At 63.7% G+C, this 21,367-nt stretch carries 20 protein-coding genes; 6 read left to right on the top strand and 14 right to left on the bottom strand.

Features of this window, described 5'->3' with window-relative positions; genetic code table 11:
* Positions 1–145 precede the first annotated feature (145 nt).
* Positions 146–1,807 carry an energy-dependent translational throttle protein EttA gene (gene ettA, locus BLR71_RS00660; RefSeq protein ID WP_092522075.1) on the top strand — a complete coding sequence of 554 codons (1,662 nt, stop codon included), beginning with the start codon at positions 146–148 and terminating at the stop codon, positions 1,805–1,807.
* Between the two features lie 263 nt (positions 1,808–2,070).
* Positions 2,071–3,423: a DUF2254 domain-containing protein gene (locus BLR71_RS00650; protein WP_092522071.1), complete on the top strand. Its 1,353-nt coding sequence runs from the start codon at positions 2,071–2,073 to the stop codon at positions 3,421–3,423.
* A gap of 79 nt (positions 3,424–3,502) precedes the next feature.
* Here BLR71_RS00650 and lpxL read toward each other — a convergent pair whose 3' ends face one another.
* The 14 genes from lpxL to gap all read right to left on the bottom strand — a co-directional run bounded on the left by lpxL (position 3,503) and on the right by gap (position 16,213).
* The gene (gene lpxL / locus BLR71_RS00645) at positions 3,503–4,441 is read right to left on the bottom strand and encodes an LpxL/LpxP family Kdo(2)-lipid IV(A) lauroyl/palmitoleoyl acyltransferase (RefSeq protein WP_092522069.1); all 939 of its coding nucleotides are present in this window, start codon (positions 4,439–4,441) and stop codon (positions 3,503–3,505) included.
* Between the two features lie 24 nt (positions 4,442–4,465).
* Positions 4,466–5,566, bottom strand: a complete 1,101-nt coding sequence (gene alr / locus BLR71_RS00640) for an alanine racemase (RefSeq protein ID WP_092522067.1) — start codon at positions 5,564–5,566, stop codon at positions 4,466–4,468.
* A gap of 345 nt (positions 5,567–5,911) precedes the next feature.
* Complete coding sequence (gene rpoS, locus BLR71_RS00635) at positions 5,912–6,886, bottom strand: RNA polymerase sigma factor RpoS (protein WP_092522065.1); 975 nt, start codon at positions 6,884–6,886, stop codon at positions 5,912–5,914.
* 120 nt (positions 6,887–7,006) lie between these two features.
* Complete coding sequence (locus tag BLR71_RS00630; RefSeq protein ID WP_092522063.1) at positions 7,007–8,194, bottom strand: peptidoglycan DD-metalloendopeptidase family protein; 1,188 nt, start codon at positions 8,192–8,194, stop codon at positions 7,007–7,009.
* A gap of 17 nt (positions 8,195–8,211) precedes the next feature.
* Positions 8,212–9,144, bottom strand: a complete 933-nt coding sequence (locus BLR71_RS00625) for a DUF368 domain-containing protein (RefSeq protein WP_175491587.1) — start codon at positions 9,142–9,144, stop codon at positions 8,212–8,214.
* Positions 9,141–9,821, bottom strand: coding sequence for a protein-L-isoaspartate(D-aspartate) O-methyltransferase (locus BLR71_RS00620; protein WP_092522059.1), 681 nt, complete (start codon positions 9,819–9,821; stop codon positions 9,141–9,143). Before BLR71_RS00620 ends, BLR71_RS00625 begins: the two co-directional genes overlap by 4 nt.
* Complete coding sequence (gene surE / locus BLR71_RS00615; protein ID WP_092522057.1) at positions 9,808–10,554, bottom strand: 5'/3'-nucleotidase SurE; 747 nt, start codon at positions 10,552–10,554, stop codon at positions 9,808–9,810. Before surE ends, BLR71_RS00620 begins: the two co-directional genes overlap by 14 nt.
* Positions 10,555–10,640: 86 nt before the next feature.
* A complete protein-coding gene (gene truD, locus BLR71_RS00610; protein WP_092522772.1) occupies positions 10,641–11,714 on the bottom strand; it encodes a tRNA pseudouridine(13) synthase TruD in 1,074 nt (357 codons plus the stop codon).
* The gene (ispF, locus tag BLR71_RS00605) at positions 11,707–12,207 is read right to left on the bottom strand and encodes a 2-C-methyl-D-erythritol 2,4-cyclodiphosphate synthase (RefSeq protein WP_092522770.1); all 501 of its coding nucleotides are present in this window, start codon (positions 12,205–12,207) and stop codon (positions 11,707–11,709) included. The genes truD and ispF overlap by 8 nt, the downstream gene beginning before the upstream one ends.
* Before the next feature lie 2 nt (positions 12,208–12,209).
* Positions 12,210–12,932 carry a 2-C-methyl-D-erythritol 4-phosphate cytidylyltransferase gene (gene ispD / locus BLR71_RS00600; RefSeq protein WP_092522055.1) on the bottom strand — a complete coding sequence of 241 codons (723 nt, stop codon included), beginning with the start codon at positions 12,930–12,932 and terminating at the stop codon, positions 12,210–12,212.
* Complete coding sequence (ftsB, locus tag BLR71_RS00595) at positions 12,929–13,225, bottom strand: cell division protein FtsB (RefSeq protein WP_092522053.1); 297 nt, start codon at positions 13,223–13,225, stop codon at positions 12,929–12,931. The genes ispD and ftsB overlap by 4 nt, the downstream gene beginning before the upstream one ends.
* A gap of 86 nt (positions 13,226–13,311) precedes the next feature.
* Complete coding sequence (locus tag BLR71_RS00590) at positions 13,312–14,469, bottom strand: GNAT family N-acetyltransferase (protein WP_092522051.1); 1,158 nt, start codon at positions 14,467–14,469, stop codon at positions 13,312–13,314.
* 63 nt (positions 14,470–14,532) lie between these two features.
* The gene (locus BLR71_RS17335; RefSeq protein WP_139172497.1) at positions 14,533–14,976 is read right to left on the bottom strand and encodes a hypothetical protein; all 444 of its coding nucleotides are present in this window, start codon (positions 14,974–14,976) and stop codon (positions 14,533–14,535) included.
* Between the two features lie 235 nt (positions 14,977–15,211).
* Entirely contained in the window at positions 15,212–16,213 is a 1,002-nt protein-coding gene (gene gap, locus BLR71_RS00585) for a type I glyceraldehyde-3-phosphate dehydrogenase (RefSeq protein WP_092522049.1), read from the bottom strand.
* A 221-nt stretch (positions 16,214–16,434) separates the two neighbouring features.
* Between gap and edd the strand changes: the two genes are divergently transcribed.
* The 4 genes from edd to BLR71_RS00565 all read left to right on the top strand — a co-directional run bounded on the left by edd (position 16,435) and on the right by BLR71_RS00565 (position 21,296).
* Positions 16,435–18,321 (top strand): phosphogluconate dehydratase, encoded by a 1,887-nt coding sequence (edd, locus tag BLR71_RS00580; RefSeq protein ID WP_092522047.1) that lies wholly within the window; start codon positions 16,435–16,437, stop codon positions 18,319–18,321.
* Between the two features lie 73 nt (positions 18,322–18,394).
* The gene (gene glk / locus BLR71_RS00575; RefSeq protein WP_092522045.1) at positions 18,395–19,363 is read left to right on the top strand and encodes a glucokinase; all 969 of its coding nucleotides are present in this window, start codon (positions 18,395–18,397) and stop codon (positions 19,361–19,363) included.
* A complete protein-coding gene (locus BLR71_RS00570) occupies positions 19,360–20,421 on the top strand; it encodes an aldose epimerase family protein (protein WP_245696298.1) in 1,062 nt (353 codons plus the stop codon). The genes glk and BLR71_RS00570 overlap by 4 nt, the downstream gene beginning before the upstream one ends.
* The gene (locus BLR71_RS00565) at positions 20,421–21,296 is read left to right on the top strand and encodes an aldo/keto reductase (protein ID WP_092522043.1); all 876 of its coding nucleotides are present in this window, start codon (positions 20,421–20,423) and stop codon (positions 21,294–21,296) included. Before BLR71_RS00570 ends, BLR71_RS00565 begins: the two co-directional genes overlap by 1 nt.
* The last annotated feature ends 71 nt before the right edge of the window (positions 21,297–21,367 follow it).

Here is a 21,367-nt window from a genome sequence, read left to right as displayed (position 1 = left end):
CAGAACGCACATCAAGTCGCGGGCACCATCGCCCGCGCCACCGTCAGCAAGTACTCATCTCATCGCCTCAATCACCGCCCAGCGCTGGCCTTTCGCGGGTGCGGCCACTATCATCGTGCCGAAACCCTCAACCCAATGGATATCCATGGCGCAATACGTCTACACCATGAACCGGGTGGGCAAGGTCGTCCCTCCCAAGCGTCAGATCCTCAAGGATATTTCGCTTTCCTTCTTCCCGGGCGCCAAGATTGGCGTGCTCGGTCTGAACGGCGCCGGCAAGTCAACGCTGCTGCGCATCATGGCCGGGGTCGACACCGAGTTCGAAGGCGAAGCGCGCCCCATGCCGGGCATCAACGTCGGCTACCTGCCCCAGGAGCCGGAACTCGACGACGACAAGAGCGTGCGTGAGACCGTCGAGGAAGCGCTGTCCGGCATCAAGGAAGCCCAGGAGCAACTCGAGGCCGTCTATACCGCCTACGCCGAGCCCGACGCCGACTTCGACGCCCTAGCAAGCGAGCAGGCGCGTCTGGAGAACATCATCGAGGCCGCCGACGCGCACAACCTCGAGCGCAAACTGGAAGTCGCCGCCGAAGCGCTGCGGTTGCCGCCCTGGGACGCCCGTGTCGGTCACCTGTCCGGCGGCGAGCGTCGCCGCGTGGCGCTGTGCCGCCTGCTGCTGTCGAGCCCGGACATGCTGCTGCTGGACGAGCCCACCAACCACCTGGACGCCGAGTCCGTGGCCTGGCTCGAACGCTTCCTGCATGACTACAGCGGCACCGTGGTAGCGATCACCCACGACCGTTACTTCCTCGATAACGTGGCCGGCTGGATCCTCGAGCTCGACCGCGGCCAGGGCATCCCCTTCGAAGGCAACTACTCCGGCTGGCTGGAAGCCAAGGAGAAGCGCCTCGAGCAGGAGTCCAAACAGGAAGCCTCGAAGAACAAGGCCATCAAGCAGGAACTCGAGTGGGTGCGCAGCAATGCCAAGGGCCGTCAGGCCAAGAGCAAGGCGCGCCTCAATCGCTTCGAGGAAATGCAGTCCGGCGACTTCCAGAAGCGCAACGAGACCAACGAAATCTACATTCCGCCCGGTCCGCGGCTTGGTGACAAGGTCATTGAGTTCCACGACGTGGCCAAGGCCTTCGACGGCCGGCTGCTCTACGAGGACCTGTCGTTCAGCGTGCCCAAGGGTGCCATCGTCGGCATCGTCGGCGGCAACGGCGCGGGCAAGTCCACGCTGTTCAAGCTGATCACCGGCAAAGAACAGCCCGATGCCGGCGAAGTGGTACTCGGCGACACCGTCGACATCGCCTACGTCGAGCAGCTGCGCGATGCCCTCGACGACAAGCAGACGGTGTGGGAAGCGGTATCCGACGGCCAGGACATGCTCAACATCAATGGCTACGAGGTGTCCTCGCGGGCCTACGTGGGTCGCTTCAACTTCAAGGGCAATGACCAGCAGAAGCGCCTCTCGGAGCTCTCCGGCGGCGAACGTGGCCGCCTGCAGCTGGCGCAGACCCTCAAGCAGGGCGCCAACGTGCTGCTACTCGATGAGCCCTCGAACGACCTGGACATCGAGACCCTGCGCGCCCTGGAAGACGCCCTGCTGGCCTTCCCGGGCTGCGCCATGGTGATCTCCCACGACCGCTGGTTCCTCGACCGTATTGCCACCCACATCCTCGCTTACGAGGGCGATTCCAAGGTGGTGTTCTTCGAAGGCAATTACACCGAGTACGAAGCGGATCACAAGAAGCGCGTCGGTAACGACACGCCGCATCGCATGAAGTACAAGCGCATCGACGCCTGACGCCAAGGGCTTTGCGCGATGATCCGACGGGCGGTGGCGACACCGCCCGTTTTTCATGCTCGGCTGATGCTCCCTAGGTCATTCTTGGCGCCACTTCGGGCCATTTCCTTCTCTGTCCTCCCCCTTCTCGACCACCGCCAGCCCTGCTCACCTGGCTACCAGGGCTCGGTGTTGCTGCGTGACGTCGTTAAGCCCCTCATCGACCTTGCATGGCAGACGCACAAGGGGGATAACTCAAGCATGATCTTCATAGGGATGTGTTCATGACGACCCCCATGCGCTGGCTTATCAATCGCGTTCTGAGCTTCCGACAGAGCATTGCCTTTCTGCCGACCCTGCTGGCCATGCTCTACCTGGTGCTAGGACTTCTGGCCGTTCTTCCGCTGGGCGAGCGCTTGCCGCTACCGGGCCTTCTGGCAGGCATTCGCTTCGCCGATATAGAAACGCCGCGCACTCTGCTGTCGACGCTGATTGCCGCCATGATCTCGCTGACCGTGTTCAGCTTTTCCATGGTGATGTCGGTGCTGACCCAGGCCGGCGGCAACTTTTCTCACAAGCTGGTCTTCGGGCTGATCACCGAACGTCACCATCAGCGGGTGCTCGGCCACTACCTCGGCACCATCCTGTTCATCCTTATGCTGTTGATGGTCCCCGTGAGCGGTGATGTACCCAGCACCTGGCGTTCGCTGAGCACCTACCTGGGCGTGGCCATGGTCACCCACTGCTTGGCGCTTTTCGTCTACTTCATTCATAACGCCTCGCAATCCGTGCAGATCAATGCCGTGAATAGCGGCCTGCACCAGGCCACCCGCAAGTCGCTGGCCAAGCTAGAGACGCGTCAGCAACGTCCAGGCTGGTGTCACCGGCCGTCATCACAGCCGCTGCAAGCTCATTGGCCGCGGATCAAGGCCCGCCGCAGCGGCTACATCCAGAACGCCGATATCGAGGCGTTGGCACGCCTGGCCATCGAGGCCGATGTGGTGGTGCATTTGAACTTCAGCTTCGGTGACTACACGGTGGAAGGCTTTCCCCTGTTCACGATCGAGGCCGCAGAGGCGCCCGGTGAGCGCTTCGAGGCATCGGCGCTGGGGCTGCTGGTCTACGTGGAGGGAGAAGTCGCCGAGGATCTCTATGTCAACGGCATGACGCAGCTGATGGAAGTCGCCGTCAAAGCGCTGTCGCCAGGCATCAATGACCCGGGTACGGCACGACTCTGCCTGCATCAGCTAACCGAGTTGCTGTGCCGACGCCTGCAGTTTCATCCTTGCAACACCTTTACCGACCAGCAGGGAAAGCGGCGCGTGGTCTGGAAGACCGAACGCTTCGACAGCCTGCTTTACCGGCTGGTCAACCCGATCCTGCACTACGGCAAGGACGATGTAAGCATCGGCCTGGCGCTGCTCAAGTCGCTGAAGACACTGTCGCTGTTCGCGGAAGACGCCGAGCTCACCACCATCCAACGCCATGCCGAGCGGGTGATTGCCACCCTTGCCGAGCGCGACACTCATATCCTGGATCGGCAATTTATCGGCGAGCGGCTGGCCAGCGGCGAGCACCGCCTGTCGCTTCCCGCCGAACTGCCAACGCCCAAGGAGAAACCGGTAACGCCGTCTTGAGACGCCTCTGGCGGCATCCAGCGGTGGGCATGAGTCAAGGGAGTGCATGACTCACGCCATCAGCTGAGCCACCAAACGCTCAGTAGAAGCCCGCCTCGCCCCGTGGGCGCGTCTTGAAGCGACGATGCAGCCACAGATACTGCTCGGGATGGCGGCGGATCGCCGCCTCGATGACGGCATTGACCTGGGTGGCGTCGGCCACCTCGTCGCCGCTCGGGAAGTTCTCCAATGCCGGCAGGTATTCGAGGGTGTAGGTGCGGTTGTCGGGGTTGCGATGGAAAATCAGCGGCATGACCGGCGCCCCGGTCATGCGTGCGATCTTGGCGGTGAGCTTGATGGTCGCCGCATTGATACCGAAGAAGGGCGCGAAGACACTGGCGTCACGCCCGAAATCCTGGTCCGGCGAATACCAGACGTTGTTCCCGGCCTTGATCCGGCGCACCACGCCACGCAGGTCGTGTCGATCGATGGCTCGGCCGAAGATCCGGTTGCGCGCCTTGGTCATGAAACGTTCGAATAGCGGATTGTCATGCGGGCGATAGACCACATCGGCAGGGAAGAACAGTGAGTGCAAAGCCCCGCCCAGGTCCAGGGTCGAGAAATGCACGCCGATAATCAGCACTCCCTTGCCCTGGGCCTGTGCACGCACCATGTGCTCTTGGCCCTTGAAGGTGACGCGGTGGCGAAGATGCTCCGGGTCTCGGCACCAGCCGGTGGCGGTCTCGACCAGCCCCATGCCATTGGCGATGAAGGCCTCGCGCACCAGACGAGCCTGGGCCTTTTCATCCCGCTCGGGAAAGCACAGCCGGATGTTGGTCTCGGTGATGTGCCGACGGCGCTTGGCAAAACGCCAGGCCAAGAGACCGATCAGGCGACCGATGGCGAGCTTCAGGCACCAGGGCAGCCAGGCGATCAGGCGCATCAGCCCAATCGACAGCCAGGTCGGCCAGTAGCGAGGATGGGCGAAGGAGGCCTGGGTGCCGGTCTTGGTATCGGTTTTGGTGTCGTCCTGTGACATGCATTTCTCTAGTTCAGGGGCGGATCAGCCACCATGATACCGCCTCGGCGCCCGCGGCAGCACCCCGGTAAGCAGCGTATAGCTGATGGTATCGCAGTAACGGGCGACCTCATCCACCGATAGCACCTCACCGTTGGCCGCTTGGCCCCATAGCACCACCTCGCTGCCGATACCGGCAGACGGGAGATCGGTGATATCCACGATCAGCATATCCATCGACACCTTGCCGGCCAGCCCCACACGCTGGCCGTCCACCAGTAACGGGGTGCCATCCACCGCATGGCGATCATAGCCATCGCCATAGCCACAGGCCACCACGCCGATGCGAGTCGGGCGCGGCGCCTTGAAACGCCCGCCATAGCCCACCGGCTCGCCGGCATCGATCTCACGCACGGCGATGATCTCGGAACGCAGCGTCATCACCGGCACCAGAGAACGGCTGGCGTCATTGGCGCCCTCCAGGGGATCGCTTCCATAGAGCATCACTCCGGGGCGATTCCAGGCACCATGGGCCTCGGGCCAAGCCAGGGTGGCAGGCGAGTTGGCCAGACAGGTCGGCGCATCGAGGGACTTAGCCAGCGCATTGAGCAAATCGAGCTGGCGGCGGAAATAGCCCGGCTCGAGAGCGTCGGCGGTAGCGAAATGGCTCATCAGATGAAGGTCGGCGACATGGTCGGGCGCCGCCTGCAGGCGCGCCCAGATATCGGCGGCCTGAGCCGGGGGAAAGCCCAGGCGGTGCATACCGGAGTCGACCTTTAGCCATACAGGAATGGGGCGACGAGGCGTGAACGAAAGCAGCGCTTCGATCTGCCATTCGCTATGCACCGCCACCCACAGGCCGAGGGCATCCACTCGCTCAAGCTCCGGCGCCTCGAAGATGCCCTCGAGCAGCACGATCGGCGCCTCGATCCCCGCCGCGCGCAGCGTTTCCGCCTCTTCGAGGCAGGCCACCGCGAAGGCCGGCGCCAGATCCTCGAGCGCCCGCGCACAGGCCACGGCACCGTGGCCGTAGGCGTCGGCCTTGAGTACCGCCACCGACTGGCTATGCGGCGCCAGGTCTCTTGCCAGGCAATAGTTATGACGCAAGGCATTGAGGTCGATGTCGGCGATCAGGGGGCGAGCCATGGGGGTCTCCGGCCAGGTAAGAGAGGACAAAAAAAGAGGCTAAGATTATTTGTCATCCAGCAGGCTTTTTCACGGATTTTTTGACCATTTTTAGCTCTAAAAACACTTAAAAAAACCACTAAATAACGCCATTACAGACCATTAGCCCAAAGATATTGCACCGGGGCGTTCAGCCACCATGGCAACCCCAAAAACCGCGCGGTAATGGACAAAGAGTGAGTCAGGAGAGTGCTTGGCAAGGGATTGCCAGCAATAACGGCGATAGGATCATGCGCCCTCAGATGGGGAAGACTTAGCAGATACGAAAACGCCGCGATGCGGGCATCGCGGCGGATAATGGCAAGGTCACTCGAAGATGGCGTCCAGCGATAGTCCCTGCTTTTCGAGGACACGTCGCAGCTTCTTTAGCGCCTCGACTTGAATCTGACGAACCCGCTCACGGGTCAGGCCAATTTCTTCACCGACCTCTTCGAGCGTTGCCGCCTCATGGCCGCGCAGGCCAAAGCGCCTGACCACGACTTCCATCTGCTTCTCGGTGAGTTCGGCCAGCCAATCGTCCACGTGCTGTTTGACATCGCCATCGACCAACGAGGACTCGGGGCCATGATCATTGTCATCGGCCAGGGTCTCGATCAGCGGCTTGTCGCTCTCGCCGCCCATCGGATAATCCACCGAAGACACCCGCTCATTGAGCCCCATCATCTTCTTGACCGTCGCCACCGGCTTGTCGAGGAAGTCGGCGATCTCCTCGGCGGTGGCCTCGTGATCGAGTTTCTGGGTCAGCTCACGGGCTGCACGCAGATAGATATTGAGTTCCTTGACCACGTGAATCGGGAGTCGAATGGTGCGCGTCTGATTCATCAGCGCCCGCTCGATGGTCTGACGAATCCACCAGGTCGCGTAAGTGGAGAAGCGAAAACCACGTTCGGGATCGAATTTTTCCACGGCACGGATGAGGCCCAGATTGCCCTCCTCGATCAGGTCAAGCAGCGATAGCCCCCGGTTCAGGTAGCGCCTGGCGATCTTGACCACGAGCCGTAGATTGGACTCGATCATCCGCGAGCGGCCGGCAGGGTCGCCGGCTTGGGCGAGACGACCAAAATGCACTTCTTCTTCGGGACTCAGCAGCGGCGAGAAACCGATTTCGTTGAGATAGATCTGAGTAGCATCGAGACTATGATGATAGGTGTTCTCTTCCCGATTCAGGGCCTTCTCGAACGCCCGTTCATCTTTCTCTTGTGCCTCTTCGACTTCATCGTCAACTGTCGTGTCGACATCCTCTATCTCGACATCCTGAATATCCCGTTCAAGCATGCTCATCTCGCTACCCCACTATCTTCTTAGCCATGGCCAGGCCGCCCCAAGCACTTATACTGCGATAGCGAAGACCTGACCATTAAGCTTCTGTCGTAGGCTTGCGCCTGCGTCAAGCGCTGCGGGTCACCGCCCAGGAAGGAAGTCTAGGGGATCCTTGGGCTGCCCATCCTTGCGCACCTCGAAGTGCAGTTTGACGGTATCGGCATCGGTGTCGCCCATGGTGGCGATCACTTCACCGGCTTCGACCACGTCGTTTTCCTTCACCTGCAGGCTATCATTGTGGGCATAGGCACTGAGGAACTGATTATTGTGCTTGAGCAGGATCAGGTTGCCGTACCCCCGTACGCCATTTCCTGCGTAGACCACAATTCCTGGGCCAGCCGCCTTGACAGATTGACCCTTTTGACCTGCGATATCAATGCCTGCCGTAATGCTCGATCCTTCGCCGAAGCCATTGATCACCTCGCCGTCGGCGGGCCACTGCCAAGGCACCTCGTCGACGGGCTGATAGGTGCGCCGCTCGGAAGCCGGCTCACTTTCCCCGGCCACTGCGGCACCGGCGTCAGCCTGCTGAGATGAAGGCTGGCTTTGCTGTGACGACTGGCTTTGCTGGGCAGACTGGGTTGAAGCCGTTTGCGTTTCGGTCTCCGCGGTGCTGGCAGCTTGCTGCTGTTCAGCGGCCTCTGCCTTCTCACGGGCCTGCCGCTCGGCGCGATCGGCAGCGCTAAGTTCACCATCGGCGCCTGGGCTTTCGTAGTTGTAGACGGGGCCAGGGCCTTGCTCGCCCTCAGCTGCCACTGCGCTGCCTTGATCAATTCCTTGGCCACTATCGGCCGCTGACGCCTGGGACTGCTGACCGGCCTGCTCACCCGAAGCGTCGGATAGCGGCGCGGAGGTCAGCCGGCGATTACGTTCGATGGCCGAGGTATCCGGCGCCAGCCAATCCGGGCTTTCACCGCCGCCACTGCCAGCCGGGCTGGCCTGGGCCCCACCTGCGGTTTCGGCCTGAGCGATGGCCGCCCCCTGCAGATTGTTGCCTTGGCTGCCTGACAGGCTCAATTGCTGGCCAGGTTGAATGCGATAAGGCGGCGTAATGCCGTTGCGCTGGGCCAGATCGCGAAAATCCATCTCGTAACGCCAGGCGATGCCATAAAGGGTATCGCCGGGTTCAACGGTATAGGTGCCGGTAGTCGCCTGCTTACGGGTCAGCGAGAGATCCTGAACCTGTACGCCATTCGCCCCCTCCGGGGGCTGGGCCGCACAGGCGGCCAGGGACAACGTCACGGCAGAGGCCAACAGAGCCTTGCGCATCACAAACTTCCTCCTTGTCAGTGGCTGCCGGCCGGCGACGCGAAACGCCCCACCGCCAACACCAGAATCAGGCCGCCCAGCATCAACGCCACGGCCGGTAATAGAGCCGACGGATCACCTGTCAGCTGGGCATAGTCATTGGGTAGCAGATATCGGTATTCCATGGGAATGATCTGCGCATCGGGCCCCAAACGGTAGCTGACCAACTCCCGCCATGGCCATAGCAAAGGCAAGGAGCCGAGAATAAAACCGATCAGCAGTTGCAGGGTCCCGGTATGGAAACGCGAAAGCAACCAGGAAAGCAGCCGGGAGAAGGTCATCAGCCCCACCAAACAGCCCAACCCGAACTGCGCCATCAGCACCACGTCGAAGGACTTGATACCCTCCATCACGTTGCTATAGAGCCCCATGGTCAGCAGCAGAAAACTTCCCGAAATGCCCGGCAGGAGCATGGCACTGATGGCGATCGCCCCCGCTACGGCAAACATTAAGCCCTCGCTGCCCAAACCGCTGACCAGCGGCATCAGCGCTGGCAGGCCGTCCGCCAGCAAGAGGCCTGCCACCAATGGCAGCACATGCCAGATTCGCCAGTCGGTCAGGCGACGGCTCACCATCCAGGCCGAGGCGGCGACCAGGCCAAAGAAGAAGGCATCGAGCAGCAAGCGCTGATTGTCGAGCAGGTAGGTCACCAGGTGCGCCACGCTCACCAGGCTGACGCCGATCCCCAGGACCAGTGGAATCACGAAACCAAGATTGAGATGAACCGCCGCCCCCTTGAGGCCACCACGCCGCCAGGCGCCCCAGACACTGGGCCCGAAATTCTTGATGGAATTGATCAATTCCTCATAGATGCCGGTGATAAAGGCGATGGTGCCGCCGGAGACTCCAGGCACCGCATCGGCGGCCCCCATGCCGGCACCCTTTAGGAAAACTGAATAGGACCGCTTCAACGTATGACTCCCTGTAAGAGCGGCACGAAGCGCACGGGCTCCAGCCGCTGATATTCAAAATGCTGCCCCTGTCGGCGCACTCGGGTCAGCCATTGCTGGCCGGTATCATCCTCGAGGGGCGTAATCAGGACACCGCCGTCCGCCAGTTGATCGAGCAACGCCGATGGCAGCTCGCTGGCGCAGGCTGTCAGCAGGATCACGTCGAAGGGCCCGGCCTCTCGCCAGCCGTGCCCGCCGTCGGCCAGGCGCAGCGTGACATTATGCGCCGACAGACGACGAAGTCGCTCTGCGGCCCGCTCCTTGAGGGCGGCGATACGCTCGACGGAGAACACCCGCGGCACCAACCGCGAGAGAACCAGGGTCTGATAGCCTGAGCCGGTGCCAACCTCGAGCACGCGCTGCGGTGCTTCGGCCACCACCAGCTCGCTCATCCGCGCGACGATCCACGGCTGAGACAGGGTCTGACCATGGCCGATGGGCAGGGAGCTGTCCTCGTAGGCGCGGTGCGACAGCGCCTCGTCGAGAAACAGGTGACGTGGCTCCCGGCGCAGCGTATCCAGCACACGCTCATCGGTGATGCCGGCCTCTTCCAGGCGCCCGGCCATACGATCCCGGGTGCGCTGAGAGGTCATGCCGACCCCGAGCAAGGCCGGATCTTTCAACTCACGCAAAGGCATCCAGCCACCCCTGAACGTCTCCCAGCGCCGCATGGCGCGTTAGATCGGTCTGCAATGGCGTGATCGACACGAATCCGGCCTCCACGGCAGCGAAGTCGGTATCCGGGCCATCGTCGGCATTCTCGCCAACGGCGGCGATCCAGTAACGCTCGCGACCGCGCGGGTCGAGCACTTTCATCGGCTTGGCGGCGGGACCACGATATCCCATCCTGGTGACCTTGAAGCCACGGATCTGCTCCCAGGGCAGGTCCGGCACATTGACGTTGAGCAGGCTGCGGGGCGGTAGTGACAGGGAGGAAGCGGCGCCGACCAGGCTTGCCGCCACCCGCCCAGCGGTCTCGAAATAGCGCTGACCGACCAGCGACATGGCGATCGCCGACATGCCCAGGTTGCGCCCCTCCATGGCCGCGGCCACGGTACCGGAGTAGAGGACATCATCGCCCAGATTGGCGCCATGGTTGATGCCGGAAATGACCAGATCCGGACGCTCGTCCCAGACGCCATTGACGCCAAGGTAGACGCAGTCGGCCGGCGTGCCATCGACGCTATAGAAGCCGTTATCCAGCCCCGATAGCATCAGTGGCCGACTCAGGGTCAACGAATTACTCGCCCCACTCTTGTCACGATCAGGCGCCACCACCCGCAGGTGGGCATGATCACTCAGGGCGTCATACAGCGCCCGAAGCCCCGGGGCATGGACGCCATCATCATTGGACAGCAACAAACGATGCATCCGATCTCCTTGCCTTACCATCATCTGACCGGCGATCGCCGGCGAGAGAGCAGCCGCTAGACAGCCGCTCCTATCCTTGGCCCACCCTAAAGCGTCGGGTGTGTCATCAATTCGCGAAGCACCGCCGTGGCGAAGGCGCCCCGCGGCAGGCCGAAAGCCAGCCGAAGCGCATGGCCGTCCCGCGTCAGGCGCGGCTCGTCGAGACACAGGCGCAGCGGGCGACGCCCCATGCGCACCTCGGCCGCCTCGAGCCCGGCAGCAAGCTCCGGCTCCGCTGCAATCATTGCCTGCTCCCGCTTTGCCGCCTGGTCCTGGCTGGCTAGGCGACCAGCCCCCCACAGCACGCCGCTGGGATGCACATCCAGACGCGCGGCCCGCTCCCGCAATGCATCGTCGACGTCCTCAGCCAGAAACTGGCTGGCGGTGCCCTCGAGCATGACAAGCTCGCCCTGCAGCGGCGTGGCCCAGCTATTATCCAGGATGCGCGCGGCCAGGAGCTGGTTGAACAGATAGCTGCGGGCGGCCGACAGTAGCATGCCCTGGCGGTCGTCCCGCTTGCGCCAGCCCCGCGCCAGCAACGCCCGCGCTCGGGCCAGGTTGCGTCCCTCGGGACCGAAGCGCTGCGGGCCGAAATAGTTGGGCACTCCGCCGTCGATCAGCCCCTGCCAGCGCGATTCGAGCGCTGGGTCATCGACGACATCGCCACTCAGGCGGAGCAGGAAACGGTTGCCCCGATGCACGCCCCGCTTGAGTTTGCGTGAATGGCGGGCCCGATCGAGCAGGCGCACCGAGCGCTCATCGTCGCTTGCAAAGCGGGTATCCAGCGCCGCCTGGATGCCCTCGGGAGCTTCACGGCCAGGCAAATGCACCGAGAACCACTGGCGCGTCACCGCCTGGCGGTCCTTCATGCCGGCGTAGCCGATATCGCGCTCCTTCACGCCGCACAGCTTGGCCAATAGCCGCGCCAGCTCGTGAGTCGTCAGGGCGCGTTTTTCGATCCACAGCCAGAGGTGCTCGCCCTCGCCTTCCGGGCTGAACCCCAGGCATTCCTCGACCACGAAATCCTCGGGTACGGCGCGATAATCGCCGGCCGGCAGCGTGTCAGGTGCCGAGCTCAGCGCTCGCGGCCAGGCCGGGGGCCAGGGTGTCGCTTCAACCATCATGGCGGACCCCGGACGCTGGGCAGGCCTCGAGCAACACCACCGCCTCGGCGGCGATACCCTCGCCGCGCCCGGTGAAGCCAAGCCTTTCCGTGGTCGTAGCCTTGACGTTGACGGCATCGGGCGCCACGTCGAGATCGGCAGCCAGGTGGTCGATCATGGCCGCCAGATGAGGCGCCATCTTCGGCGCCTGGGCGATTAGCGTGACGTCCAGATTGCCGACCTTGAGGTCCTTGCCCTGCACCAGGGTCGTGACATGGCGCAGCAGCGCGCGGCTATCGGCCCCAGACCAGGCCGGGTCGGTATCGGGGAAGTGGCGGCCGATATCGCCAAGGGCACAGGCGCCGAGCAGGGCATCGCAAACCGCATGCAGCAGCACGTCGCCGTCGGAGTGGGCAACGAAGCCGTGTTCGAAGGGGACTCGCACTCCGCCGAGCATCAGGTGGTCGCCCTCGCCGAAGCGATGAACGTCGAAACCGTGGCCGATTCGCAGCGTCATGTGATGCTATTCCCGAAAGCTTGCGAAGACGCGGCCTGAGCGGCCAGTACATGAGCCGCCAGTGCCAGGTCTTCGGGATGAGTGATCTTGAAGTTATCGCGACGGCCCATGACCAGACGCGGTGCGAGCCCCAGCGCTTCGACGGCGGAGGCCTCGTCGGTGACAGTCACGCCCCGCAAGCGAGCAGCCTCGAGGGCTTTTCTCAGCAGGCCGACGCGAAAGCCCTGGGGCGTCTGGGCGTGCCACAGGCCGCTGCGCGGCTCGGTGGTGGCAATCCGCCCGGCAGCGTCGGCGCGCTTCATGGTGTCGGCCACCGGCGTCGCCAGCAGCGCACCGGCCGGCTCTTGCTCGAGAGCCGCCCTTAATCGGGTCAGGTCATCGAGGGACACACAGGGCCTGGCCACGTCATGAACCAGTACCAGGTCATCGTCACCGGCCTGATCACCGAGCCTGGCAAGGGCCAGGCTCACGGTATCGGCCCGTTCTATGCCACCAGAGCTGCGCAGCCAGTCGGCAAAGGGCACCCAGGCCGGATCGAACCAGCGGTCATCGTCATCCAGGCAAAGGCAGAGACCGGCCTCTGGAAAGGCCTGATACAGGCGTGACAGGGTATGCGCCAATACCGGACGACCGTCTAGCTCCAGATACTGCTTGGGGCGGTCGGCCCCCATGCGCCTTCCCTGGCCGGCAGCCGGCACGATCAACCACAGGCGGCTCATGGCTGCTCCCCGCCGGCATTGACGTCCGGCACCCAGTAGAACTGCTCGTCGCGACGCACCATACCGATATCGCTACGCGCTCGCTCTTCGATGGCGTCCAACCCCTTCTTGAGGTCGACCACCTCGGCGGCAAGCCGCTCGTTACGCGCGCGCATCGGCTGGTTCTGCTCTTCCATGGCATCGGCGCGAGCCCGGATCTGGGAATATTCCTTGAGCCCGCCTTCGCCGAACCACAGTCGGTACTGCAGCAGCATCATCAGGGCAACCAGCACGATGGCCAACCACTTGAGCATGAAGGGTCCTGTCAGGAGGGTTCGATGGCACGCATTATGCCATCATCTCCTGACCAGCGGCGAGCGGCGCCGCCCGCCCAATAAGATCAATGCTTGAACGGAAGCGCCGCCTCGGCCTGCTGGCAGTAGGCCTCGACCTGAGCCGCTTCCTCGTGGCAGAAGCGAGCCACGGCGTCATGCAGGCGAGGGTCGGCAATGTAGTGCAGCGAGCGCAACTGGCGGGGGGCGAAGCCTCGGGTCAGCTTGTGCTCACCTTGAGTACCGGGGTCGAAGCGACTGAGCCCTCGTTCCAGGCAATGCTCGATGCCCTGGTAGTAGCAGGCTTCGAAGTGCAAGCAATCCGCCATGACCTCACTGCCCCAGTAGCGCCCGTAGAGGGTATGACGCCCCTGCAGGCACAGTGCCGCCGCCACCGGCTTGCCTTCTAGCCGGGCTTGGATCAGCACCAGTGCCTCAGGCATGCTTTCCCGCAGGCGCTGGAAGAAGTCCGCATTTAGATAGCCCTGCCGGCCTCGCTCCAGATAGGTCATTTGATAGCAGCGGTAAAAGTGCTCGAGGGCGTGCGCATCGATGGCCTCGCCTTCCAGGCGATGCAGACTCAGCCCCTGATCGGCGACGATGCGCCGCTCGCGGCGAATTTCCTTGCGCCGGCGCGACGTCATGGCCGCAAGAAAGCCGTTGAAGTCCCGGTAGCCCGCATCCTGCCACTGGAACTGCACGCCACGCCGCTCGATGAGCTCGGGACGAGCGGCGCACCAGTCATCGACTTCGGCATCTTCGGCGAACAGCAGATGCCAGGAAAGCATATCACGGCCCTCCCAACTACTCGCCAGCAGCTGCATGGCCGCCTGTCGATCCTCGCCCGCTGCCAGGGCTAGCCGGGGGCCCGGAGCCGGTGTAAAGGGAATGGCCGACAACGCCTTGGGGTAGTAGGCCCCGCCGGCGCGCTCCCAGGCATCCGCCCACCCCCAATCGAAGACGTATTCCCCGTAGGAGTGTGCCTTGTCATAGCTGGGCAGCACCCCGACCAGCGCCCCATTCCGCCACAGCGTCAGGTGCCTGGGTGCCCAACCGGTCTCCGGCGTCACCGCGCCGCTGGCTTCCAGGGCACACAGAAACTCGTGGCGCAGAAAGGGGTGATCATCCCCCACCAGGGCATTCCAGTCATCACGCGGGATAGCAGACACGGCATCGACACAGGAAAGCGACAGGCCCGTCTGATCGGACCGGGAAGGAACGGTCATCGTGACCTCAGAAATAAAGGGAGTGGCGATTGAAGAAGTGAAAGGCCGAGGTATCGCGTCGCCTCAGTGCCGACCACCACTGCCGGTCGCCAGAGGGCGATAATCGGTCGAGCCGGAGGCCGTCGATGAAGATGATACACCGGGGGCAGCATCGCCATCTCGCGTGCGCCCCACCGACCCCGCAGCGCGCGAGCGCCCGGAGGCCTGAGAAGCACCTCGGGAAGGCTGTCGCTCCGACCCGGCGCTCTCCGCGTCCGCGCGAGAGCTACCGCTTTCGCGGACGCTTCCCCGCGTATTGCGCTCATGGGCAAGGCTCGCCGTGACCAGATCAGACAGTTCGGCGGTGCTGAGCGAGACTCGCTCTACGCCCGACTGGCCCCAATTGACCAGCAGCGCTGGGGTCTCGCGGGACTGATCGATACCCACGATGCGCCCCTGGCGCCCGCTGTCCGGGTCACGCAGCCGTGACCCCAAGAGGCAATGTGTGTCTGCTACTGCCTTGTCCATGATGACTGGCTTCCTGAAGCTGAGGAAGATGATTGAGCTTGATAAGTAAGAGCTTAGCAGCTAAGCCGCCAGTGCGAGACCCCATTAGCGCCTAGTCATGAAGAAAGGCAACAAAAAAGGGTGCCTTTCGGCACCCTCTGCTGCAAGTAGGACATCCCGCCGGCCTGCGAGCACGAGCGGAGCCGTGAGATCGCCGGAACCGCAGGATGACGCGATGTCCGTACCCTTTACCGCCTCACGAGGCGGCGTGCATGGCCAGCGCAGTGTCCAGCATGCGGTTGGAGAAGCCCCACTCGTTGTCATACCAGGCCATTACCTTGACCAGGCGACCGTTAACCCGCGTGTGGTTGGCATCGAAGGTGGAGGAATTGGGGTCATGATTGAAGTCGATCGACACCAGCGGCTGGGCATTGACGGCCAGCACCTTGGAGCCTTCCGCCGCCTTGGCGACGATCTCGTTGATCTCGTCCTTGGTGGTATCGCGGCTCGCCGTGAACACCAGGTCGACCAGCGAGACGTTGATCACCGGCACGCGCACCGCCAGGCCATCGAACTTGCCTTCGAGCTCCGGCAGCACCAGGCCTACCGCCGCCGCCGCACCGGTCTTGGTCGGAATCATCGACTGGGTTGCGCTGCGCGCCCGGTACGGATCCTTGTGGTAGACGTCAGACAGGTTCTGGTCATTGGTATAGGCATGCACGGTGGTCATCAGGCCGTTCTCGATGCCCACGGCATCGTTCAGGGCCTTGGCCACCGGCGCCAGGCAGTTGGTGGTGCAGGAGGCGTTGGACACGACCTTGTGTTCGGCGGTCAGCACGTCATCGTTGACGCCAAACACCACAGTGGCGTCGGCATCCGGGCTCGGCGCGGAAATCAGCACGCGACCGGCACCGGCTTCGAGGTGCTTGCCGGCATCGGCCTTCTTGACGAACAGACCGGTACACTCCATGACCAGATCGACGTTCAGGGATTTCCACGGCAACTGAGCCGGATCGCGCTGAGCGTAGATGCTGATGCGCTGACCATCGATGCTGATGCTTTCGTCGTCGTGCTCGACCTGATGCGGGAAATGCCCATGCACGCTATCGTGCTTGAGAAGGTGAGCGTTGAGCGACGGATCACCCAGATCATTGATGGCAACGACCTCGATGCGATCGCTGTAACCGTTTTCGTAGAGTGCGCGCAGCACATTGCGGCCGATGCGGCCGAAACCATTGATAGCTACTCGTAACGTCATGACGGCATCCTCACACTGACTCTACTGGCGTCTGCTGGAATCGAGGGTCATATGCAGGAACATTGCCCGAAGCATACGAGAGACGGTCAAATTCCGCCGCGCCCCCGGTGAAGTAATCTTACATTTGTGCCCCAATTTGGCCCAAAGCATGACGACATTCAAGGCAATTTTTTGCTAAATTTACAAACATTGCCACCCACCACCCCTCAGCGAGGCTGCCCATGGCTACTCAAGATACCCCTCTGAACGACGTCGTCCGCCAGGTCACCGAGCGTATTCGCGAACGCTCTCAGGAGCGGCGGGCTCTCTATGAGCGCCGCATGGCCGACCAGCATGGCCGGGGCGTGCATCGCGGCGAGCTATCCTGCGGCAACCTGGCACATGGCTTCGCTGCCTGCGGTGAAACCGACAAGGGCCGGCTCAAGATGATGAACAGTGCCAACCTCGGCATCATTTCGTCATATAACGACATGCTGTCGGCACATCAGCCGCTGGAATCCTTCCCGGAAACCATCAAGGACGCCGCCCGCGCCATGGGCTCGACCGCCCAGTTTGCCGGTGGCGTACCGGCCATGTGCGACGGCGTTACCCAGGGCCAGCCGGGCATGGAGCTATCGCTTTACTCTCGTGAGGTGATCGCGATGGCCGCCGCCGTGGGGCTGTCGCACAACATGTTCGACGGCGCCATCTTCCTCGGTGTATGTGACAAGATCGTGCCGGGACTGTTCATCAGCGCCGCGCGCTTCGGTCACCTGCCGTCGACCTTCGTGCCGGCAGGCCCGATGACCAGCGGCCTGCCCAACAAGGAAAAGGCCCGCATCCGCCAGCTGTTTGCCGAAGGCAAGGTCGGCCGCGACGCCCTCTTGGAGGCCGAATCCGAGTCCTACCATGGCCCGGGCACCTGCACCTTCTACGGCACCGCCAACTCCAACCAGTTGATGATGGAGATCATGGGGCTTCACCTGCCCGGCGCTTCCTTCGTCAACCCGGGCACTGCACTGCGCGAGGCGCTGACCCGCTACGCGGCCGAGCAGACGATCCGCAACACAGAGGCCGGCGGCGACTACCGTCCCTTCTACAAGCAAGTCGATGAGAAGGCGATTGTCAACGCCATGGTCGGCCTGCTGGCCTCCGGCGGCTCGACCAACCATACCCTGCACCTGGTGGCCATGGCCGCGGCGGCGGGCCTGACCATCACCTGGGACGACTTCACCGCCCTTTCCGCCGTCGTGCCCAGCATGACGCGCATCTATCCCAACGGGCAGGCCGATATCAATCATTTCCAGGCCGCCGGTGGCATGAGCCTACTGATTCGCGAACTGCTCGGGGCTGGCCTGATCCACCAGGACATCGCCACCGTATTCGGCAGCGACATGAGCGCCTACACCCAGGAGCCCTTCCTCGAGGACGGCAAGCTCGTTTGGCGCGAGGGCCCCACCGAGAGCCACGACCTCGATGTGCTGCGTCCGGTATCCGAGGCCTTCGCCCCGACCGGCGGCCTGACCGTGCTCGACGGCAACCTGGGCCGCGGCGTGATCAAGGTGTCTGCCGTGGAAGCCGAGCACCGGCTGGTCGAAGCGCCGGTGCGGATCTTCGATGACCAGAATCAGCTCAAGGCCGCCTTCGAATCCGGCGAACTCGACCGCGACGTGGTGGTCGTGGTGCGCTTCCAGGGGCCGAAGGCCAACGGCATGCCGGAGCTGCACAAGCTCACGCCTTTCCTCGGCGTGCTGCAGGACCGTGGCTTCAAGGTCGCCCTGGTCACCGATGGGCGCATGTCGGGTGCCTCGGGCAAGGTGCCGGCGGCCATCCATATGACCCCGGAAGCCATCGACGGTGGGCCGCTGGCCAAGCTCAAGGAAGGCGACGTAGTACGCCTTGACGCCAACCGCGGCGAGCTAAGCGTGCTGATAAAAGCCGATGAGCTGGCCAAGCGCCCCCTGGCGGATGCCAACCTGGATCACTATCACTACGGCCTTGGCCGTGAGCTCTTTGCCGGCTTCCGCCACCTGGCCATGGGCGCCGAAGAAGGCGCAGGCGTTTTCGGCGGCTTCGAGGCCGACGACCTAGCGCGCCAGCAACAGCAGATCCAGGAAGAGGACGCCTAGTGACTCGTCCAGCCTTGATGGATGCCGTCGCCGCAAACGGCGGCACCCTTTTTCGAACGCCGGAGGCAGACACATGACCCGCCCTGCCCTGATTGGTGATATTGGCGGCACCAATGCGCGTTTTGCGCTGGTGACGCCAGGCAGTTTCGCCCCCCAGGACATTCTGAGCCTGCCCTGCGCCGACTACCCGAGCCTAGTGGATGCCGTCGAGGATTACCTGGCCCGCGTCGGACAGAGTGGCGAGCAGGCCCCAAGGGAAGCCTGCCTGGCATTTGCCTGCCCGGTGCACGACGACTGGGTGAAGATGACCAACAATGCTTGGGCCTTTTCGAAGACCGAGGTACAGCGGACGCTCAACCTTGAGCTGTTCAAGGTCATCAACGACTTCACCGCCCAGGCGCTGGGGGTGCCTCATGTCGCGGCCGAGGACCTCGTCCCGGTGGGCGGCGGCACGGCTCAGGCACACAGCATCCGGCTAGTGATCGGCCCCGGCACCGGCCTCGGGGTAGCCGCAGTATTCCCCGGCCAGCACGCCTGGATTCCGCTGCCTACCGAAGGGGGGCATGTGACCTTCGCCCCCACCGACGAGCGGGAGCAGAACCTGCTGCGCTATTTCCATACACGCTATGGCCGGGTGTCGGTGGAACGCATCCTCTGTGGGCAGGGGCTGCTCGATCTGTATTGCGCTCATGCCTCATTGAAGGGTGCCAACCCGCGCTACCAAAGCCCTGCCGAAGTCACGACCGGTGCCGCCGAAGGCGATGCCATCGCCGTGGACACCGTTCAGCGCTTCCTCAAGATCCTCGGTGACGTCTGCGGCGATGCGGCCTTGACCACCGGCGCCCGTGGCGGCGTCTACCTGTGCGGCGGCATCCTGCCTAGGCTGCTCGACTGGCTGCCGGATAGCCGCTTTCGCGCCGCCTTTGCCGACAAGGGCCGCATGAGCGCTTACAATGCCGACATCCCAAGCTGGGTGGTGACCGCACCCTGGACAGGGCTGCTGGGAGCCGCCGAGGCATTGCACAACGAGGAGGTCGAATGATTCCAAGGTCCCTGCGCGAACTGCTGGACGCCACCCATGGACAGCGCCAAGCCGAATGGCAGGGGCGCACCCTGTGGCTGGCTCGCGAGCCTTGGGGGGAGCTTGTGGTATCGCTGCAAGGCGCCCAGGTGCTGCACTTTTTAACCGCGCCCGATGCCGCGCGACAAGCACCCACCACTCAGCCGCCCGAAGCCGGGCGAGCCACAGGCGCGTCAACCGCGCCCGATGCCGCGCGACAAGCACCCGCCACTCAGCAGCCCGAAACCGGGCAAGCCGCAGGCGCTTCAACCGCGTCGCGTTCTAACGCGTCCGAAGCCGATGACAGCGGCCTAGTGCCCGGTGGCTGGCTGTGGGTCACGCCCACACCCCAGCAGCGGCCGGGGGCGATTCGCGGGGGCATTCCGCTTTGCTGGCCCTGGTTCGCCGATGAGCATACCGCCGATGAATCGCCGGACCGTTCAGGCCCCATGCATGGCCCGGCACGGCTGACGGACTGGCACCTGGACGCCGTGGACGAACATGAGGAAGGCGTCGAGTTGCACCTCTCGCCCACCCAGCGGCTGCACTCTCAGCTGCTGGTGCGAGCGGTCGTCCAGGCCAATGCCAAGCGCCTGCACGTAGAGCTGATCAGCGAGCATGTCGGTGAAACGCCGGTCAAGCTGACCGCCGCCCTGCACAGCTACCTGGCCGTGGCCGACGTACAGGGCTGCCGCCTGACTGGCCTGGCGGGCGCACGCTATCTCGACAAGCGCGCCGACTTCGCCGAACGTGAACAGCAAGGCGAGCTTGGCATCCGCGGGCCGCTGGATCGCATCTATCATTCCAACCGGCCGCTGGTACTCGATGACGGCGAGCGCCAGCTCACCATCGCCAAGCAGGGCAGCGACTCGACGGTGGTCTGGCATCCAGGCGATGATCTGCCGGCCGATACCTCGGCGGATGCTGGCCGCCACTTCCTGTGCGTCGAATCAGCCTTCACGCGCCTCGACCCGGTTTGGCTGGTTCCCGGCGCCCAGCACCTGCTGGGTACTACCCTGTCACGTGCGGAGAGCGATTGATGAGCACCGAGTTTTTTCGCGATGCCCCTTTCCTGCTAGGCATGATGCGGCTGCATGAACACGAGCCGCTGCATCGCCCCGGCGCCATGGCAGACTGGATCGAGGCGCGCCTCGACCAGGGACTCCACTGGTTCGACCATGCCGACATCTATGGCGACCGTCAGGGCGAAATCCTGTTCGGACAGGCGCTGCGCGCCCGCCCGGCGCTAGCCAAGCGGGTCAAGATCGTCACCAAGGCGAGTATCGTCACGCCCGGGCGCGACCTGTCGCCGATGGGCGTCAAGCACTACGACAGCTCGCCCGAGTACATCACCCAGGCCATCGACGATGCGCTGGAACGCCTGGGGGTCAAACGCATCGAGCACTTCTTGCTGCATCGCCCCGACCCGCTGATGAATGCCGAGGCCACCGCTCGCGCACTGGACGCCGCGATCGACGCCGGCAAGATCGGCGCCGCCGGCGTGTCGAACTTCCTGCCCGAACAGTGGCGTCGCCTGCAGCGCGCCATGCAGCACAAGCTGGTCGGCCATCAACTGCAGCTGTCGCTGGCCCATCCCGACCCGCTGTTCGACGGACGCTATGACGCCCTGGTCGCCGATAACCTGCAGCCCATGGCTTGGTCGCCACTGGGTGGAGGCATCGTCTTCGAGGACGTGCTTGGCGAGTCGCTCTCAAGGATCGCCGAAGAGCTCGAGACTAGTTCCGCCGGCCTCGCCCTCGCCTGGCTCAGGGCTCTACCCCAGCGTCCGGTGCCGGTGATCGGCACGCTGAGACCAAGCCGCATCGAAGAATTACTGACCGGCGCCAACCTGAACCTGGAGCGCCCCACCTGGTTCGCCCTGCTCGAGGAGGCGCGCAGCCACCGCGTCGCCTGAGCCGCCAGTCGGCTGCCAGGCGACCATATGCATACGCCACAGGTGACTCGATTCATCCAATCGGCGACCCT

Source organism: Onishia taeanensis (assembly GCF_900100755.1).
Classification (GTDB): domain Bacteria; phylum Pseudomonadota; class Gammaproteobacteria; order Pseudomonadales; family Halomonadaceae; genus Onishia; species Onishia taeanensis.
Note: the sequence above shows the minus strand (reverse complement) of the source record. Positions and strands in the feature narration are given on the sequence as shown.

Excerpts from the sequence above, each read along its gene's own strand:
- glk (WP_092522045.1), top strand. The coding sequence starts at position 18,395 with ATGACCCGCCCTGCCCTGATTGGTGATATTGGCGGCACCAATGCGCGT.
- surE (WP_092522057.1), bottom strand. The coding sequence starts at position 10,554 with ATGCATCGTTTGTTGCTGTCCAATGATGATGGCGTCCATGCCCCGGGG.
- rpoS (WP_092522065.1), bottom strand. The coding sequence starts at position 6,886 with ATGAGCATGCTTGAACGGGATATTCAGGATGTCGAGATAGAGGATGTC.
- ettA (WP_092522075.1), top strand. The coding sequence starts at position 146 with ATGGCGCAATACGTCTACACCATGAACCGGGTGGGCAAGGTCGTCCCT.
- truD (WP_092522772.1), bottom strand. The coding sequence starts at position 11,714 with ATGGTTGAAGCGACACCCTGGCCCCCGGCCTGGCCGCGAGCGCTGAGC.
- lpxL (WP_092522069.1), bottom strand. The coding sequence starts at position 4,441 with ATGTCACAGGACGACACCAAAACCGATACCAAGACCGGCACCCAGGCC.
- ftsB (WP_092522053.1), bottom strand. The coding sequence starts at position 13,225 with ATGCTCAAGTGGTTGGCCATCGTGCTGGTTGCCCTGATGATGCTGCTG.
- alr (WP_092522067.1), bottom strand. The coding sequence starts at position 5,566 with ATGGCTCGCCCCCTGATCGCCGACATCGACCTCAATGCCTTGCGTCAT.
- gap (WP_092522049.1), bottom strand. The coding sequence starts at position 16,213 with ATGACGTTACGAGTAGCTATCAATGGTTTCGGCCGCATCGGCCGCAAT.
- edd (WP_092522047.1), top strand. The coding sequence starts at position 16,435 with ATGGCTACTCAAGATACCCCTCTGAACGACGTCGTCCGCCAGGTCACC.
- BLR71_RS00570 (WP_245696298.1), top strand. The coding sequence starts at position 19,360 with ATGATTCCAAGGTCCCTGCGCGAACTGCTGGACGCCACCCATGGACAG.
- BLR71_RS00590 (WP_092522051.1), bottom strand. The coding sequence starts at position 14,469 with ATGACCGTTCCTTCCCGGTCCGATCAGACGGGCCTGTCGCTTTCCTGT.
- BLR71_RS17335 (WP_139172497.1), bottom strand. The coding sequence starts at position 14,976 with ATGGACAAGGCAGTAGCAGACACACATTGCCTCTTGGGGTCACGGCTG.
- BLR71_RS00565 (WP_092522043.1), top strand. The coding sequence starts at position 20,421 with ATGAGCACCGAGTTTTTTCGCGATGCCCCTTTCCTGCTAGGCATGATG.
- BLR71_RS00620 (WP_092522059.1), bottom strand. The coding sequence starts at position 9,821 with ATGCCTTTGCGTGAGTTGAAAGATCCGGCCTTGCTCGGGGTCGGCATG.
- BLR71_RS00630 (WP_092522063.1), bottom strand. The coding sequence starts at position 8,194 with ATGCGCAAGGCTCTGTTGGCCTCTGCCGTGACGTTGTCCCTGGCCGCC.
- ispD (WP_092522055.1), bottom strand. The coding sequence starts at position 12,932 with ATGAGCCGCCTGTGGTTGATCGTGCCGGCTGCCGGCCAGGGAAGGCGC.
- BLR71_RS00650 (WP_092522071.1), top strand. The coding sequence starts at position 2,071 with ATGACGACCCCCATGCGCTGGCTTATCAATCGCGTTCTGAGCTTCCGA.